This is a genomic window from Actinocrinis sp., from assembly GCF_035650855.1.
In the GTDB taxonomy this organism is placed as follows: domain Bacteria; phylum Actinomycetota; class Actinomycetes; order Streptomycetales; family Catenulisporaceae; genus Actinocrinis.
The window spans coordinates 25,278-40,870 of record NZ_DASRGV010000167.1; the positions used below are offsets into that span (position 1 = coordinate 25,278).

The 15,593-nt window shown below is 70.2% G+C and carries 17 protein-coding genes; 9 read left to right on the plus strand and 8 right to left on the minus strand.

The window, feature by feature from the left end; all coding sequences use genetic code 11:
* Positions 1 to 80: 80 nt before the first annotated feature.
* Both VFB40_RS12560 and VFB40_RS12565 read left to right on the plus strand, forming a co-directional pair.
* Positions 81 to 1,106: a lysylphosphatidylglycerol synthase transmembrane domain-containing protein gene (locus VFB40_RS12560; RefSeq protein ID WP_324850172.1), complete on the plus strand. Its 1,026-nt coding sequence runs from the start codon at positions 81 to 83 to the stop codon at positions 1,104 to 1,106.
* A complete protein-coding gene (locus VFB40_RS12565) occupies positions 1,099 to 1,764 on the plus strand; it encodes a GTP cyclohydrolase II (RefSeq protein ID WP_324850174.1) in 666 nt (221 codons plus the stop codon). The genes VFB40_RS12560 and VFB40_RS12565 overlap by 8 nt, the downstream gene beginning before the upstream one ends.
* Here the strand turns inward: VFB40_RS12565 and VFB40_RS12570 are convergent, their stop codons facing one another.
* Positions 1,765 to 2,655 carry a class I SAM-dependent methyltransferase gene (locus tag VFB40_RS12570; protein WP_324850176.1) on the minus strand — a complete coding sequence of 297 codons (891 nt, stop codon included), beginning with the start codon at positions 2,653 to 2,655 and terminating at the stop codon, positions 1,765 to 1,767. It lies immediately after the preceding gene.
* A gap of 20 nt (positions 2,656 to 2,675) precedes the next feature.
* Positions 2,676 to 3,341 carry a class I SAM-dependent methyltransferase gene (locus VFB40_RS12575; RefSeq protein ID WP_324850178.1) on the minus strand — a complete coding sequence of 222 codons (666 nt, stop codon included), beginning with the start codon at positions 3,339 to 3,341 and terminating at the stop codon, positions 2,676 to 2,678.
* 281 nt (positions 3,342 to 3,622) lie between these two features.
* Between VFB40_RS12575 and VFB40_RS12580 the strand changes: the two genes are divergently transcribed.
* Genes VFB40_RS12580 through VFB40_RS12595 form a run of 4 tightly spaced genes read left to right on the plus strand, consistent with a single transcriptional unit; the run spans position 3,623 to position 7,445 of the window.
* Positions 3,623 to 4,711, plus strand: coding sequence for a glycosyltransferase family 4 protein (locus VFB40_RS12580; RefSeq protein ID WP_349261456.1), 1,089 nt, complete (start codon positions 3,623 to 3,625; stop codon positions 4,709 to 4,711).
* On the plus strand, positions 4,708 to 5,175 hold the full coding sequence (locus VFB40_RS12585) for an SRPBCC family protein (protein ID WP_324850182.1): 468 nt from the start codon (positions 4,708 to 4,710) through the stop codon (positions 5,173 to 5,175). Before VFB40_RS12580 ends, VFB40_RS12585 begins: the two co-directional genes overlap by 4 nt.
* A 52-nt stretch (positions 5,176 to 5,227) precedes the next feature.
* Positions 5,228 to 5,968 (plus strand): methyltransferase domain-containing protein, encoded by a 741-nt coding sequence (locus VFB40_RS12590; RefSeq protein WP_324850184.1) that lies wholly within the window; start codon positions 5,228 to 5,230, stop codon positions 5,966 to 5,968.
* 4 nt (positions 5,969 to 5,972) lie between these two features.
* Positions 5,973 to 7,445 carry a N,N-dimethylformamidase beta subunit family domain-containing protein gene (locus VFB40_RS12595; RefSeq protein WP_324850186.1) on the plus strand — a complete coding sequence of 491 codons (1,473 nt, stop codon included), beginning with the start codon at positions 5,973 to 5,975 and terminating at the stop codon, positions 7,443 to 7,445.
* A gap of 1 nt (position 7,446) precedes the next feature.
* On the opposite strand, the gene VFB40_RS12600 is transcribed toward VFB40_RS12595, so the two are convergent.
* Together VFB40_RS12600 and VFB40_RS12605 are read right to left on the minus strand one after the other, a co-directional pair.
* The gene (locus VFB40_RS12600; RefSeq protein ID WP_324850188.1) at positions 7,447 to 7,776 is read right to left on the minus strand and encodes a DUF6191 domain-containing protein; all 330 of its coding nucleotides are present in this window, start codon (positions 7,774 to 7,776) and stop codon (positions 7,447 to 7,449) included.
* A 58-nt stretch (positions 7,777 to 7,834) separates the two neighbouring features.
* Positions 7,835 to 8,221, minus strand: a complete 387-nt coding sequence (locus VFB40_RS12605) for an SCO5389 family protein (RefSeq protein WP_324850190.1) — start codon at positions 8,219 to 8,221, stop codon at positions 7,835 to 7,837.
* A gap of 208 nt (positions 8,222 to 8,429) precedes the next feature.
* Between VFB40_RS12605 and VFB40_RS12610 the strand changes: the two genes are divergently transcribed.
* Complete coding sequence (locus VFB40_RS12610) at positions 8,430 to 9,284, plus strand: alpha/beta fold hydrolase (RefSeq protein ID WP_324850192.1); 855 nt, start codon at positions 8,430 to 8,432, stop codon at positions 9,282 to 9,284.
* Between the two features lie 4 nt (positions 9,285 to 9,288).
* Here VFB40_RS12610 and VFB40_RS12615 read toward each other — a convergent pair whose 3' ends face one another.
* A complete protein-coding gene (locus VFB40_RS12615; RefSeq protein WP_324850194.1) occupies positions 9,289 to 10,437 on the minus strand; it encodes a glycosyl hydrolase family 18 protein in 1,149 nt (382 codons plus the stop codon).
* A 479-nt stretch (positions 10,438 to 10,916) separates the two neighbouring features.
* Here VFB40_RS12615 and VFB40_RS12620 point away from each other — a divergent pair, with 479 nt between their 5' ends.
* The gene (locus VFB40_RS12620) at positions 10,917 to 11,825 is read left to right on the plus strand and encodes a DUF4232 domain-containing protein (protein ID WP_324850196.1); all 909 of its coding nucleotides are present in this window, start codon (positions 10,917 to 10,919) and stop codon (positions 11,823 to 11,825) included.
* Between the two features lie 82 nt (positions 11,826 to 11,907).
* On the opposite strand, the gene VFB40_RS12625 is transcribed toward VFB40_RS12620, so the two are convergent.
* Positions 11,908 to 13,035: an EamA family transporter gene (locus VFB40_RS12625; RefSeq protein WP_324850198.1), complete on the minus strand. Its 1,128-nt coding sequence runs from the start codon at positions 13,033 to 13,035 to the stop codon at positions 11,908 to 11,910.
* A gap of 168 nt (positions 13,036 to 13,203) precedes the next feature.
* On the opposite strand from VFB40_RS12625, the gene VFB40_RS12630 reads away from it, so the two are divergent.
* A complete protein-coding gene (locus VFB40_RS12630) occupies positions 13,204 to 13,578 on the plus strand; it encodes an STAS domain-containing protein (RefSeq protein WP_324850200.1) in 375 nt (124 codons plus the stop codon).
* 237 nt (positions 13,579 to 13,815) lie between these two features.
* On the opposite strand, the gene VFB40_RS12635 is transcribed toward VFB40_RS12630, so the two are convergent.
* Positions 13,816 to 15,366, minus strand: a complete 1,551-nt coding sequence (locus VFB40_RS12635) for a hypothetical protein (protein ID WP_324850202.1) — start codon at positions 15,364 to 15,366, stop codon at positions 13,816 to 13,818.
* An 8-nt stretch (positions 15,367 to 15,374) separates the two neighbouring features.
* Positions 15,375 to 15,593, minus strand: a 219-nt coding sequence (locus VFB40_RS12640) for a hypothetical protein (RefSeq protein WP_324850204.1), incomplete at its 5' end; no start/stop codon positions are given.

A 15,593-nucleotide genomic window follows, 5' to 3' on the forward strand; every position in this document is an offset into this window, starting at 1 on the left:
CCCGCAACGCTACCCCAGGAGGGCCGGTTGAACTGTGCGTCTCGTTGAACTGTGGGTCTGGCCAGTGCGTGTAAACGGGTGTGGCTGATTTGTACACGGTTGCGGCCAGAATCGGCCCGGGCGTCCGCCGCTTCGGCTCACCCCTGCTGCGCCTGGCGGGCGGCGCCGTCGTGCTGTGGTTCCTCGGGCGGCAGGTCGGCGCGGCGCCGTTCGAGAACGGGCTGCGCGCGGTCACCTGGCAGGCCGTCGTGGTCGCTGTCACGCTCACTTTCGCCACCTCGGTGTGTTGCGCCTGGCGGTGGCGGGTCGTCGCCCGGGCACTCGGCGTCGACATCGGCCTCCCGGCCGCGGTCGGCGCCTACTACCGTTCGCTGTTCCTCAACTCCGTGCTGCCCGGCGGAGTCCTCGGCGACGTAAACCGCGCGGTCACGCACGGTCGGCGCGCTGGCGACGTGGTGCGGGGGCTGCGCGCGGTGGCCTGGGAACGACTGTGGGGCCAGGTCATCCAGGCCGTGTTGACCGCAGGCGTGCTGCTGACCCTGCCATCGCCGATCCGGCCTGCTCTGCCCTACGTCCTGGCGGGTACGGCGGGCGCAGCCGGATGTGCCGCGCTGCTGGTGAGACGCGCCGCACGCCGCGGCAGGCCACGGCTGGCACGAGCCGCCCGAGCCGTGTCCGACGACCTTCGCCACGGCCTGCTGGCCCCGGATGTGTGGCCCCAGCTCACCCTGGCCTCGGTGCTGGTCGTCGTCGGGCACACGGTCACCTTCGTCGTCGCGGCCCGTGTCGCCGGCTGCACCGCGCCCCTGGGTGAGCTGATCGCGCTGCTGATGATCATCCAGACCGCGGCGGTGATCCCTTTGAGCGTCGGCGGCTGGGGCCTGCGGGAGGGAGCCGCCGCCTGGGTCTTCGCCGCAGCCGGGCTCGGGGCGGCCGCCGGGGTCACGGTCTCCACGCTCTACGCGGTGCTCATGCTGGTCGCGGTCGTGCCCGGCGCCGGCCTGCTGCTCGGCGACGCCGTGCGCCACCGCCGCGACCGGGGACAACCGGCCGAGTCGAGACGAGCCGATCCGGCGCCGCGGGAGTTGGAGGCCGTTCGTGACTGACCAGCCAGCTCCGCCGCAGGCGCAGACCGCCACACCGGCAGCGATCCGCCGGCGTATTCGCCTCCCGCTACGTCTAGCCGACGACTATTCGACCACTGCGACGATCGTCAGCTTCACCGGACTGGTCGATGCGCGGCAGCACATAGCCCTCGAACTGGGCCAGCCAGCGGCGGCCGAACCACCGCTGGTGCGCGTACACAGCGAATGCCTCACCGGTGACGTGTTCGGCAGCCAGCGCTGCGATTGCGGGCCGCAACTGCGCGAAGCGATCGAGCGGATCGCCGAGCACGGCGGCTATCTGCTGTACCTGCGCCAGGAAGGCCGCGGCATCGGACTGTATGACAAGCTCGACGCGTACGCGCTGCAAGACGGCGGCCTGGATACCTACGACGCGAATCTCGCGCTCGGGCACCAGGCCGACGAGCGCGACTACACCAGCGCCGCCCAAATGCTGCACGCGCTCGGTGCCACCCGCATCGCGCTGCTGAGCAACAACCCGGACAAGGGCGCTCAGCTCGCCCGCCTGGGCATCACCATCGCCAAGCAGGTTCCGACCGCGCTGCACCTCACCGATGCCAACGCCGCCTACCTGGCCACGAAGGCCCGGCGCGGCGGGCACGATCTCATCGCGCAGGGGCTCGACGGCCATCTGCGATGACTAGCGTGGCGAGCGGCCCACGAAATCAAGCTGGTGGGCGATGTAGACCAGCTCGCCCGACGCAAGCTGCCGGTTGCGCTCAGCCAGCCAGTCGGCCAGGGCGCCCGGCTCCACCCGGTCCTGGCGGCCGCGTAACGCGTCCCGGATCGTGTCGAGGATGCAGCGCACGAAGTACGCCTCGTCGCCCGGGTAGTCGCCGTTCGGATCGGCGCTCACGACCCAGTCCGAGGACCCCGCCGCCAGGGCGGGCGCCCCCGCGGTCCGCAGGTGCTGAAACAGATGGCGGCCGGTTCGGCTTTCCCCCGCCGGCCGGCCGTAGCGAACGCGCTCGTCCATGTCGCGGTGGTACGCCTGCATGACCTGGTCGTCGTGCGGGTGGTCGGGTGTGAAGACGCTCTCGCCGTCGTAGTTGATCGTGAACCAGTAGACGCCGCCGGGAACGAGCAGCTGCAGCAGCCCGGGCAGCACCGCCGGCACGTCCACCAGGTCCAGGACGGCGTTGGCGATCAGCACATCGGCCCGCGCGCCGCGAGCCGCCTCAAGATGGCTTGCCAGCTCGGCGTGCACCAGGCGCACCCGCAGATCGCCCACCTGCAGCCCATCCGGCAGCAGGTCGCTGCGCAAGCCGCGCGCGTCCGCCCAATCGCACAGCCACCGGCGAGAGTCAGCCAGCAGCCGCCGGTCCGCGTCCAGCAGGATGTACTCGCCGCCGCTGAGCACGCCCCAGTCCATCAGGCGGGCCACCATCGTCCCCAGGCCCGCGCCGACCTCCAGCACCCGCGGCGCGCCCGCGGGCATCAGCCGGCGCAGCTGCGCCAGCACCTGCCGGTTGAGCGCCCGATCGTCCACGGTCGTCTTCGCGGTCAGGTAGCGGGAAAAGTCCGAGGTCATCGAAGACTCATCGAGGTCGGTCACTTCTTCTCCGCCACCATCGCGAACTTGCGCACCCGCCCGCTGCCGAGCCAGTCACGCCACAGCCGATGGGCCGCGATCAGCGCGGCGGTGGCCCGCGACCCGATCTCGTCGGCGATCTGGCGAGCATCAGCTGTGTAGGAGGCGAGCAGCGCCGTCGCCATCGCGTGATGGGAGGAGCTGTGCTCCTGCTGCCAGGTCACGGTCAGCCCCGCGTCGTGCAGCGCGGCCGTCAGCTCCACCGACTCGATGGGCCAAACGGTGTCTGCTGCGGGCATCCGGGCCCGCTCCTGCTGCGTGAGCGGGCGGCCTTCCTCGATCGTGAACGCGAAACGCCCGCCCGGCTCCAGCACGCGCGCCACCTCACGCAGCAAGGCGTCCTTGTCCGGGAAGGCCAGCATCGTCTCCAGCAGGAAGACCACCTCGAAACGGCCCTGCGGCAGCGGCGGGAGGTGAGCCTGCTCGAAGCGGCAGGGCAGCTGCCCGGCCCGCTCCCGGGCGGTGGCCAGCGAGCCGGCCGAACGGTCGACACCCAAATAGCGGCACGCCGACTCCGCCGCGATCATCCGGCCCGGACCGGCCACGCCGCAGCACAGGTCCAGCACCGAAACCCCGGAAGCGACCCGGGCTTGGCGAGCCAGCTCCCGGATCTCACCCGCCTGCATGAAGCTCTCCTGGCCCACATACTGGGCCGCAGGAAATGCGGCCGCCCGGGCCCGCTCCAGCGCCGTCGACAATGTGCTCGCCGATCCCGTCTCACTGTCAGAACCCGCGCGGTGTCCGGCCCGGCGCAGCCGCACCGCCGATCGTCCCGGGTTGAACCACGACTGTCTTTTCTTACGTACCACTGTATGTAGGTATGACGGTTCGGCGGCGAGTGCGGTTCAGCTCGGCCGCAGGTGGGGCCGGCTTGGTGCGGCAGACGCTCTGGAGGGCCGGGAACGGAATGCGGGTCCACGTAGTAGCCCCCGCGGGGTTCGACAGCCCCGATCGGCCCACCGGCGGCAATATTTACGACCGGCGGGTCTGCGCCGGACTGGCCGAGGCCGGATGGGACGTGCTGGTCGCGGCTGTCGCCGGGGCGTGGCCGGAACCCGGAGCGGGCCCTCGCGCCGATTTGGCCCGCATCCTCTCCGCCATCCCGGACGGCGAGACCCTCCTGATCGACGGGCTCATCGCCTCAGCCGCCGCCGCGCAGCTGCTGCCGCACGCCGGGCGGATCGGCATGACGGTGCTGCTCCACATGCCGCTGGCCACCGTCCTCGACACGCACCACGACGCCGACGCGGAACGCTCAGAGCACGCCGTGCTCCACGCGGCCACCAGCGTGGTCGTCACCAGCGAATGGACCCGCCAGCAGGTGCTCGCGCGATACAGGATCCCGGCCCACCGGGTGCACGTCGCCCGGCCCGGCGTCGATCACGTCGCCGAACCGGCCCGGCCCGTGCGCGGCCGGCTGCTCTGCGTCGGAGTCCTCGCCCACCACAAGGGCCAGGACCTCCTCGTCGACGCGCTCGCGAAACTGGCTGAACGCGACTGGCGCTGCCTGCTGGTCGGGCCGCTCGACCGAGACCCGGAGTTCGTCGAACAACTGCGGTCCCGGATCTCGCGCCTCGGCTACGGCCACCGCATCCGGCTCACCGGCGTGCTGAGCAGCGCAGAGCTCAGCGACGCATACAGTACCGCCGACCTGCTCGTGGCGCCGTCCCGGTCGGAGACCTACGGCATGACCGTCACCGAAGCGCTCGCCCACGGCCTGCCCGTCATGGCCGCCGCCGTCGGCGGTCTGCCCGAAGGCCTCGGCTTCGCGCCAGACGGCTCCCGTCCCGGCCGACTGGTCCCTCCCGGCGATCCGGCCGCCCTCGCCGCCGCGCTCGGAGAGTGGCTGGGTGACGAGAGCCACCGGCTCCAGTTGCGGGCTGCTGCTCACCAGCGGCGCTCGACCCTGCACGGCTGGGACCAGACCACACACGAGATAGCGACCGCGCTGACCGCCCGTGCCGCATTTCAGGAGGAAGGAGCACAGCGCCGATGACCATCCGAACCGAGAGCCGCCTAACCATCGACAACAACGTCCACGGGGTGTGGGCGTATCTCTGCGACGTCGGGCGCTGGCACGAGTGGGCGCCGACCGTCCTTGAATGCCGGGTCCGGGACGGCGGCGCACTTGAGCCCGGCGCGCGGCTGGATCAGCGAGCGAAGCTGATGTTCGGGCTCTCGCGCGGCCGCAGCCAGCAGGTGACCCTCGTCGAGGCGCCTCACAGAGTGGCGTTCGCGGGGCCTATGGGCACCTCCGCGGCCCGCTGGGGGATGGAGTTCGAGCCGCGGGATGACAAGCAGACAGACGCCACCATGTGGATCGAGGTTGACCTCGCGGGCATCATGCGCGCGATCCCCAGCGGCTTTCTCAAAGGCCGCATTCAGCGGGTAAGCGATCGCGAGATGGTCGCGATCAAGGCCGCTGTCGACTCCGCCACGCGGGAAGGCGCGCAGTCCTAGCGAGGTTGGCGCGCGGTTCCACCGCGGCGGCAGCGAGATCGAGGAGCACACCGTGAGCCAGACCGACCATACGCGAGAGCACCTGATCGAGACGTACCGCAAGAAGGCGAAGCACTACGACGTCACCTCCCGGCTCTACCCCGCGCCCGGCTACCCCCAGCAGGCACAACGCCTGCGGGCCGTACAAGCGCTCGGCCTTCACGCGGGAGACAGCGTGGTCGACATCGCCTGCGGGACGGGCCTGAATTTTCCGCTGATCGAGGCGGCGATCGGCCCCGGCGGCCGGATCGTCGGCGTCGATCTGACCGACGCGATGCTCGCCCGCGCCCAGGATCGGATTGAGACGAACGGCTGGCGCAACGTCTGCCTCGTGCAAGCCGACGCCGCGGACTTCGAGTTCCCGGCTCGGGTCGACGCGATCCTGTCCACGTACGCCCTGTCGCAGGTGCCTGAGTGCGCGCAGGTCATCGCGCACGGCGCCGCGGCTCTCGCCGGAGGCGGGCGCTGGGTCGTGCTGGATCTCAAGGTCCCCGGCAACACGCCCGAGTGGCTGGCGCAGCTCGGCACCGCGATCGTGCGCCACTTCGCCTCCATCGACGAGTGGATCATGCGCAGCCCGTGGGACGCGATTCACGCGGCGATGCAGGAAGAACTGGCCGATCTCTGCTGGACCGAGCTGTTCTTCGGGACCGCGTTCCTCGCGGCCGGCTCCCGCGGTCCGCGACCGTCCGCGGCCGAGCGCGGGGGAGCGGCAGTGCTCGCTGAAGCGGCCGGGATCGATCGCAGCGACTGACGCGATGTCACGCACGACGCTTCTCACCGTCAGTGGCACGATCGCGGCGCTCCTCCTCAGCGGATGCAGTGGCTTCAGCCGCGGCGGCACCTCCTTCACGCGACGGGCGACCTCCGTCGCTGCCGCGAATCCGGTGCAGCGGGAGAATTCGCGCTCGGGTACCCCCGGCTGGGAGATCCCAGCCAACGCCGGGACGGCGATCACTGGCTACGCCTCGGAAATCAGCGTCGCTCCAGGGCAAAGCTTCCAGCTGCACGTAGCCGCGCCGCCAGGCTCGCGCTACCGCGTGCTCGTGTATCGGCTCGGGTGGTACCAAGGGATCGGAGGGCGCCTAATCGCGTGCGTGCCGGGCTGCCGCTCAAGCCACGTAGCGATCGCACAGCCCCCGCCGACCACGCCCGAATCGGTCACCGGGCTGTTCAGGGCCCCGTGGCGGGTGACCGACAGCGTCGCGATTCCGTCCGACGCTGCCTCCGGCTATTACGAGGCCAAGCTCGAGATCGTGAGCGGAGCGCACGCCGGCGCCGTGGGCAGTGTCCCGCTGATCGTGCGTCAGAACCCGGCGGCTCCCGCGTCGGCGGTGCTGGTTCAGGTGCCGGTGAACACGTGGGAGGCCTATAACCCCTGGGGCGGAAAGAGCCTCTACCAGTTCAACACCGGCAGGCACGCGCTCGAGGTGTCGTTCGATAGGCCCTTCGACCAGTCCGAGTTCCACGACATGGTCACGCGGCTCGAGCTGCCCTGGGTTCGCTTCCTGGAACGGAACGGCATCGACGTCTCCTACCAGACCGACATCGACACGGACGCGGCTCCCGGATCGCTGCTGCACCACCGCTTGGTGTTCTCGATCGGCCACGACGAGTACTGGACGCAGCAGATGCGCGACGCATTCGACCAGGCGCTGGCGCACGCGACGAACCTGATGTTCGGCTCCAACAGCGGCGAGTGGCGGATGCGGTACGACGCTGACCGGCGAACGATCGTGCAATGGCGCGATACCTCACTCGATCCGGTCCGCGACCCGCGCCTGGAAAGCGGGTTCTTCAGCACTTTCGGCGAGCCCGAGTGCAGGCTGATGGGAGTGGAGCATTTGTGGGCGGCGCAGCGCGATCTGGCCTCGCCGCCGACCTCCTACACGGTCGTCGGGCCGCGCAGCGATCCGTGGCTGGCGGCTGCCGGTTTGGCGCCCGGTGTTGTGATCCCGGGTGTCGTCGGCTACGAGTGGGACTCCTACATCCCCGGTTGCTTCACAGGTCAGGTGGTGCGGTTGATGACCACGAGCATTCCGGGGTCCGACGGTGTCACGCACAGCGCGGACCTGGTGCGGGCAACCGCGCCGAGCGGAGGCCGCGTGTTCGCGATGGGCACCATGGAACTGGCCTGGGCGCTCGATGACCTGGACGGGCGCTGCGCCGACCCGCACGTGACCGCGTTCGTCATGGCAGCCCTGCGCGATCTGACCCGCCCCGCCCAGTGACCTACACCGTCCTGTGATTCATGCCGTCCTTGCGCAGCCGGATGGTCGCCGTGCCCTCGTCGAGGTCGATATAAGAGTTCGGACGCGCTCCGGCCTCCTCGTCCTCACGCAACACGAGCGAGGTGTGGCGCTGCTTGAGTTCCTGGGCCTTGCCGGCGGACAGATGCCCCTGCAGCACTTCGAAGCCGGTCGACGCGACCCGCCGAGTGCCCGACTTTCGCCGCCCCGGGATGATCCCGGCCTTTCCCAGCCGCAGCAGCAGCGTCTCGACCACTGCGAGCACGGTCAGCAGCACCACGAGGGCGGGAAGAGACAGCAGCCACAGAATCACGCCAGCTCAACGAGCATGCATGCCCGCGCGTTCCCCGCCGCCGCTGGTTGCTCGCCGATCAGCAGTTGACCAGCTCGGGCCGCTGGTTGAGGATCTGCGAGCGCGGCGTGACGAACTCCTCGTGCTCGGCGACCGCCGCCGGATTGAACAGCGCGAGCCGGTGGCAGTTCTGGAACGCCAGCCGCACCCCGAAGTGCCGCTCCACCGCCGCGCGCATCGCGTCGCTGCCCACCAGGCGCAGCAACTGACCTCGCGCGGCCTCGTCCGGCGGCTCCGTCTGGTTGTCGGCGAACGCCGCGCCGCTGGCCGCCAGCTCCTCGGCCACCCTCGCCACCACCGACCACGCGTACGGCAGCGACTGCCGGACGCAGGCGATGAAATCCTCGTTGTCGACAGGGCCCTGCTGCGCCTTCTCCAGCAGCTCGGGCGAAACGGTCAGCGACATGAACGCCTCCCACAGACCGGCATGACTACTGCCGCTCGTACCCGAAACCCGTTTTCAATAAGCGAAGCGCGCCCTCGACGAGGATGCGCGGCCGATACCCGCGCGCCCGGGCTCGCGCCGACGCCGCCGTTCACACCCCCGCCCGCGCCGGACCCGTGTGCCTGATAATCCGTCAAAGCGAGCAAGCGCATCGCACTAATGTGCCGCCATGGCAGTTATCGAAGTCAACGGTGCACGGTTCGGATACGACGAGGCGGGCGACGGCCCGCCGGTGGTGCTCGTGCATGCCACGGTCGCCGACCGGCGCATGTGGGAGCACCAGTTCCGCGCGCTGGCGAGCACGCACCGGGTGGTGCGGTTCGACTGGCGGGGGTACGGCGATTCGGACGACGCGGTCGGGCAGTTCGCCCGGTACGAGGACGTGCTCGCTGTCATGGACGCGCTGCGCATCGAGCGCGCGGTCCTGGTCGGGTGCGCGATGGGCGGGGCTCAGTGCTTAGAGGCGGCCCTGGCCGCGCCCGGCCGGGTGCGTGCCCTGGCGCTGATCTGCTGCGGGCTCTCCGACTACGAGTGGCCGCCCGAGCTGACCGCAGCCATGGCCGCGAAGATCGTCGAGGTCATCCCGCCGGAGGTGATGGCGGCCTACCGCGACGGGCGCGCCGACCGGATCGATCCGGTACACGCGCGGGGTGTCGCCGAGATCAACCTGCAGCTCTCCCTGCTCGGGCCCGGCCGCTGCGCCGACCTGCTCGAACCGGAGACCTGGCGACTGGCCATGGACATGTGCACGGCCATGCTTGAACGGCAGTGGCGTCGAGCACCGAGTGAAGAGCGCTTCCTCGAACCTGCGGCCAGCACGCGGCTGGCCGAGATCAAGGTACCGACCCTGGTGATCAAGGCCCTGACCGACGAGCCCACGCTCGCGGCGATCTCCGATCGGCTCGCCGAACAGATCGCGGGCGCGCGCCTCCTGGAACTCGCGGACACCTCCCGCATGGCTCCCCTCGAACGGCCACAGCAGGTCTCGTTGGCACTCACGGACTTCTTGAGCAGCCTCGACTGATCGACTAAGGCATCGACTGCAGGTGGGGGCTCACCGTGCGCAGGAACTCGTAGCCGTTGGCCGCGTCCCAGTTGATCGACCAGGTCATCGCGCCGCCGATGGCCGGCCAGATCGTGGGCGGTGTGAAACCGGAGCATCCGCTGCCCGTGGCGAGGCAGTCCAGGGCGCTGTTGAGCAGGTCCGGGGCGAGGTAGCCGCGCCTCGCCGCCAACTTGGAGGCGGGCAGGCCGATCCCGATCTGGGACGGGCTCAGGCCGCCGCGCAGCTGGGTGCAGGCCAGGGCGGTCAGGAAGTCCTCGGTGCCCTGGGCATGGACGGCGCCGTCGCAGCCGACCATGGAGCCCGCGTTGTAGTACTGCGTGAACGAGATGGTCAGGATCGATCTGATGCTCAGCGCCAGCTGGAAGTAGGCGCCGCTGGTGGATTCCATGTCGCCGGTCTGCGGCGCGAGCGTGATGAGCGCGCCGGGATGCAGGGTCGCGAGACTGCGCAGGGCCTGGGCCGTGGAGGCGACGTCGAAGCCGTTCTCGAAGTCGATGTCGACGCCGTCGAACCCGTAGGTGCGCATCAGGTCGCTGATGCTCTTGGCGAAGTTGGCCGCCCCGGCCGGCGAGTTGATCGAAACGGCGCCGCCGGCGTTGTTGACCGAGAGCAGCACGCGTTGTCCGCGCCCGTGCAGTGTCGCGATGTCCTGCGTGAACTGTTGCGTCGTGTACCCGCCGAGTGCCTGCGCGAGCGCGGGGCTCAGCGTGAAGGCGACGCCGCCGTCGTGCTGCGGGTCTGCGGCGGCGAACGCGACGTCCACGAGGTCGTAGCCCCTGGGCACTGCGGCGAGGGGCATCGGGATGGCGTGGTTGACGAAGTCCTGCCAGTAGCCCGCGAGAACGTGCTTCGGCGTGGAGCTGACGACTGTCGGTGCAGTACTGAAGTCTGTCGGCGCAGTACCGGTCACAGCCGCGTCCGAGAGCTCCGGGGCGCCAGTCGTCGCGTTCACGGCTGTGGCCGTCGGCGCGCCGGTCACCAGCGCGCCGGCTATCGAAGGGGAGCTCGGCACCGAGGCGTGCCCGCTGACCAGCAGGACGAGGCCGATGACCGCAAGGAGCAGAGCCGTCGCGGCGCCGATCGCGGTAGCCGCGAGCCGTGCGCGTGACATGCGGGAAATCGTAGCGCGAACGGTGCCGGACGGCGCATGAGCGAGCCGGGGATCTTCGGGGCGGCACTCCGAAAGAATCTTGGGATTTTTCTGTTGGCGTTCCGGGGGTCCGCTCCTCCTACTCATGAGAGGCCGCGCGAGACGGCCTGAGATTCAGGAGGCGACAGATGCGCCAGCACGCGGTTGGAGACCCGAAGGGCATGGCGGGTTCGCGCGGCAACGGCAACGGCAGCTGGAGCCGCAGCGATGCAGTCGGACATCGGGCCAGGCGTGGCCTCGCGTTGGCGGCAGCAAGCGTGACAATGGCGGCGATCATGATGGTGGCTACCGGCTGCTCCGCGACGGCGATCGGAGCTCCCGGCCCGGCCGCGACGTCGGGTGCGCCGGTGTCGGGCGCCGGAAACAGTGCGGGGAGCGCAAGCGGCGGCGGCTCGGCTGGCGGTGCAATCGGCGTCGGCTCAACCTCCGACCCCGCGGGGATGCCCGAGTGCACGGCCTTAGTCCTGACCATCAGCGCGGCAACCGGACCTTCGGGCGACGGGCACCAGAGCGAGCTGCTGCGTTTCTCCAACACCGGCGGCCACGTCTGCTTCATGCGCGGTTACCCGGGCGTCGCCCAGCTTCACGGCTCGCAGACGCTGCAAAACGCGGCACGCACCCGAAGCGGGTACCTCGGCGGTCTGCCGTCCGGGCAAAGCATCCCGACGGTCGTCCTGGAACCCGGGCACAGCGCCTCAGCCCTCCTCGAAGCGCTCGACGCCGCGCCGAACGGCTCGCAGGCATGCACCGGCGCAGGCGCCACGGCACTGCTGGTGACCGCGCCGGACCAGACCTCCGACACGAACCTGCCGTCGCTGCTCACCGCATGCGCCGACTTCCAGGTGCACCCGATCAGCAGCGCCTCAAACAGCGCGGGCGGTCCGCGGGACTCCACGGGACTCCAGATCGACATCACCCCAGAGGGCGGCATCGCGCTCGCCCCGGGCGGACCGGCGGTCGAGTTCAAGGTCTTGCTGCACAACCCGACGAGCACCGACTACGCGCAAGTGGGTCTCGTCGTCTCGTTCGGGCATTGCTCCTGCACGGCGCGCACGCTGTTCCCGTCCGGGACGCTGAACGTGGTCGATCCGCGCTTCAGCGGCGTGCAGTCGGCGCCCTACGACGTCGAGGGCTTCGGAACCGACTTCCTGAACAAGACCGCGGTCCCCGCCATCGCGATTCCCGCCGGGCAGACCGACATCTTCGTCTTTCACGTGCGGCTGAGCTCGGCGCAGTCCGCGAGCGTGAGCAGCGGCACCTCAACCGCCAACGTGACGCTGACCGACGCGGCGAACAACCAGCCGGTCGGCCCCGCACCACTGGCCTCGCTGCCGATCTCGATCAGTTGACGGCCCGCAAACCGTCTTGCAGCGGCTCGGGTGCCGCCCGCGCCTTCCGGCGACCGGCAGCACCCGAGCGCTGCCCTACGCGTCAGGGCGTGAGCGCAGGCTCGAATACTGTCGAGGCCACTGCGTCGCCGGGCGCCTCGGCTGCGGCCGCGGCCGCGCCGTCCGTCGCGCGTCCGGCGGCAATGCCGCGTTGGGCGAGGAACGCGCCGAACAGGACGACCGAACCGCCGAGGATCTGCACCGGATTCAGCCGCTCGCCCAGCGCCACCCAGGCGATCACGGCGGCCGAGGTCGGCTCGATGTACGCGAGGCCTGCGGCTACCGGTGCGGACAGGCGCTGTACCGCCGCCGTTCCGGTCAGGTAGGCGACCGAAGTGCTGACGAGAACCACGGACGCGGCCAGCAGCCAGCCGGGCGCGGCCGAGCTGTGGCCGAGTGGCACATCGCGGGTGAGCACGCCCCACGGCGTCGACCACGGGGTGGCCAGCGGTGCCAGCGCGACAGCGGCCACGATCATTCCGCCGAGGTTGAGGGCCAGCGGGTCGACGCTGCCGGTGAGGCGGTCGATCAGCAGGAAGAACGTGGCATTGCCGGTACCCGCCCCGAGTCCGGCCGCGAGGCCCACCGGATCCAGGTGGACGCCGGACCAGATCTGCACCACGCACACCAGCCCCGCCATCGCCACCGCGACCCCGACGAGCGAGACGCGGGGCACCGGCCACCGGCGCACCAGGCGCACCCAGCCGACGACGAGCACCGGCCCGGTGAACTCCAGCAGTATCGCCACGCCGACCGGCAGGCGGCTGGCGGCCACGAAGTAGGCCGCCTGGCAGCCGGCGACGGCGACCAGGCCGTACACGGTCACGAGTGCGCTGTTGCGCCGCAGCATCGCGATCAGGCCGCGCCTGCGCAGCGCCGCGCTGCACGCGATCAGGATGAGCACGGCGCCGACGATCCGCAGCCAGACCGCCTGCAGCGGACTGAATCCGGCATCGATCAGTGCCTTGGCGAAGGGGCCCGACGCGCCGAACGAGACCGATGAGGTCACGCCGAGCAGCACACCGACGCTCGTCTTGCTCAGCAGCGCACTGTTCGGCCCTGCACTGTTCGGCCCTGCACTGCTGAGCCCCGCTTTGTCCAGGCCTGTACCGCTTAGCCCTGGACTGTCCAGCGGCGCCGCGCCCGCCGTGTCACCGCTCGTCCTGTCCACGGTGACGATGGTAATAGCTCCCTAGGACAGTGACCCCTGACCTGGCTCATCACCGGATGATTCCGCTGTCCGCGTTAGTTTCACCGGATCTCCGGTTAATAGGCGTGGACGCTAGCGCCTGGCGCTGCCGGGTTTGTCGGTTGTCGCCCACATATGGAGGAAAGGACCATGGTCGCGGGGCTGGAGATCACCAGCGTCGAACGTGCGGGCTGCTGTGTGCTGACGGCGGTCGGGGAACTGGACATGGTGCGCGCCCGTGCGCTCGAGGTCGCGCTGATACGGCACACCACGAGCGAGATGCCGCTGGTGCTGGATCTGACCGGCCTGCGGTTCATGGACTCGTCCGGCCTGTACATCGTTCTGCGCACCAGCAACGAGTTCCGGCGGCTGAACCAGCGGTTCGTCCTCGTGCCCTCAAGGATCGTCATGCGCTTGGTCGAAGTGGCGGGCATGCAGGACGTTTTGGCGATCTGCCCGAGCGTCCAGGACGCGCTGGCGCATCTCGGCTCCCCGATGACTGAGTCTGAGACTTCGTCCCGGTAGCCCGGCTGGCCGCCGCCGGCGACCACGGCGGCGGTGCGTTCCGGTCACCCGCGCGCCCGGCTGCGGCCCGGCAGCCGCCAGCGCGGGGACCATCGGCGGCAATCGCAGCGTGCGCAGTCGCTACCCCGGCGGTAGTGCTGATGCGCGCTTCGCTCGTGACCGCAGCGGCAGAGCGACAGTCGCCGGATCATCTTCACGACCGCACCCTTACCGTTATCGTCTAACCGTCGTTCGCGCTCAGGCCGTCGACCGTGCCCAGGTCACATCATCGAACCATACGGTGCCTGAGTTGCGGGCGCTCTTGAGCCAGATCTCCGCGAAGGCGGCGCCGGGCGGGGCGACCCCGGTTGCCTCCAGCTCGGTCCAGTCCGTGTCGCCCGAGCCGAGGCTGGGAGAGTCGGTGCCGCTGATGAAGACGCCCGTGGCGTCGAACCAGCTGACGTTGACCACGGTCGCGCCGGTCGCCTGGTGTCCGCGGACCCAGGCCGTGACGCGGTACTGGCTGCCGGGCACGATCTGCGGTCGCACCGGGACGGTGTAGAAGGCCGGCATGCTCGCGTCGCCGCCGCCGCTGCCGCAGATGCGGGCCGATCCTTCCGGCGTGTCGTGACCGACGGCCGGATCCAGCGCGAAGCGGGCGTGGTCGGGCTCCCACAGCCGCCAGATCGCGGGCAGCTCGCCCTGCGGCGTGGCCACCGCCTGTGAGAAGTCGCTGTTGAAGTCCGCGCTGACGCCTGCGCCGCGAAAGACGTGACGCACGACGTCCGCTGCCGGCTTGGGCGTCCCGTCGCTGTGCAGGAGCCCGAAGGCGTACTGGTCAGGCTGCTGCCGGCTCGGTATCGCGGCCGGGGTGAAGTCGTACAGGGTCCAGGGAGCGGCGGCGCCGAGACCGAGCGAGAGCGCGGCCTGCTCGACGGCTTGGTAGTAGTGAGCCTGATACGCCTCAAGCGAAGGCTCGCCACCGGGCAGGCCAGGAGGGGAGCCCGAGCCGGCCGTCGCGAAGCCCGTTTCCCCGACGAACACCGGCAGCGGGGCTGCGGCCTGCACGGCTTCGGCCATGGACGCGTAGGCCAGACCGTCAGAGGCGTAGTAGTGCAGGTCCCAGAAGTCCGGCTGGACGCGAAGCGCGGCTCGCAGAGCGCTGATATGCGCGGGCGCGGTCACCGAGAGGCTGGCCGGGACTCCGTGCGCGTCGTCCTTCACGGCGGGAAGCAGCGCGTTCAGCCACCGGTAGACCTGGGCGTCACCCATCGTCGAAGGCGCGTCGAGTTCGTTGCGCACGTCGATGAACGCCACGCGCGAGCTTCCGCTCAGGGGAGCGAGGATCTCGCGCGCCCAGGTGAGGCTGGCCGGGATGTCGGCGAAGTCGGTGAACTGGTCGAAGAGGGAGAGCTGCACCTTGAGCCCGTGGGCGTCGGCCAGGTCGATGATCTGCGAGAGACGGGACTGCATGACCGGACTCGGGGTTGGAAAGCCCATCACGTCCGGGAACACGGTGACGCGCACCGCGTTCGCACCCATGCTCGCCATGACCGCGAAATCGTGCTCGATCTGGTGCGGCTCCCAACGGGTCCACATGTACTGCCAGCCGCCGTCGGCCGGAAAATAGTTGATGAGACGAAGGGTGCGCAGGTACTGGCTCAGCGGGGACGGGGGGCGATTCTCGGTATGCCCGTTGGCGGACGCGGCCGAAGGGGCGGACGGCGCCGCCACCGACGTGACCACGGCGACTGAGGCGATGATCAGCCCGGTTCGCAGCCAGAGTTTGCGGCGGCTGTCGCGTTTCATGGCTGCCGTCACCGGCTCGAAAGGCTCGCGACGACGGTCGTGCCGTCGAAGGCGACGACCTGGGCGGAGCCGGGTCCGGGAACGGTAAGCGCCGGCGCCTGCCAGGACTGGCCCGGCGCGAGGCGGATGTCGTTCCAGGTCGCGACCGTCGCTCCCGCCTGGCTCACCACGATCCGCAGGGAGGCGGCGCCGTGCCCGGCGGGTTGCCGCACGCCCACGTGGAGCTG

What these genes read in the sequence shown, in the direction of transcription:
- VFB40_RS12570 (WP_324850176.1), bottom strand. Translation starts at nt 2,655, where the DNA reads ATGACCTCGGACTTTTCCCGCTACCTGACCGCGAAGACGACCGTGGAC.
- VFB40_RS12575 (WP_324850178.1), bottom strand. Translation starts at nt 3,341, where the DNA reads ATGCAGGCGGGTGAGATCCGGGAGCTGGCTCGCCAAGCCCGGGTCGCT.
- VFB40_RS12580 (WP_349261456.1), top strand. Translation starts at nt 3,623, where the DNA reads ATGCGGGTCCACGTAGTAGCCCCCGCGGGGTTCGACAGCCCCGATCGG.
- VFB40_RS12585 (WP_324850182.1), top strand. Translation starts at nt 4,708, where the DNA reads ATGACCATCCGAACCGAGAGCCGCCTAACCATCGACAACAACGTCCAC.
- VFB40_RS12595 (WP_324850186.1), top strand. Translation starts at nt 5,973, where the DNA reads ATGTCACGCACGACGCTTCTCACCGTCAGTGGCACGATCGCGGCGCTC.
- VFB40_RS12605 (WP_324850190.1), bottom strand. Translation starts at nt 8,221, where the DNA reads ATGTCGCTGACCGTTTCGCCCGAGCTGCTGGAGAAGGCGCAGCAGGGC.
- VFB40_RS12610 (WP_324850192.1), top strand. Translation starts at nt 8,430, where the DNA reads ATGGCAGTTATCGAAGTCAACGGTGCACGGTTCGGATACGACGAGGCG.
- VFB40_RS12615 (WP_324850194.1), bottom strand. Translation starts at nt 10,437, where the DNA reads ATGTCACGCGCACGGCTCGCGGCTACCGCGATCGGCGCCGCGACGGCT.
- VFB40_RS12620 (WP_324850196.1), top strand. Translation starts at nt 10,917, where the DNA reads ATGCCCGAGTGCACGGCCTTAGTCCTGACCATCAGCGCGGCAACCGGA.
- VFB40_RS12630 (WP_324850200.1), top strand. Translation starts at nt 13,204, where the DNA reads ATGGTCGCGGGGCTGGAGATCACCAGCGTCGAACGTGCGGGCTGCTGT.
- VFB40_RS12635 (WP_324850202.1), bottom strand. Translation starts at nt 15,366, where the DNA reads ATGAAACGCGACAGCCGCCGCAAACTCTGGCTGCGAACCGGGCTGATC.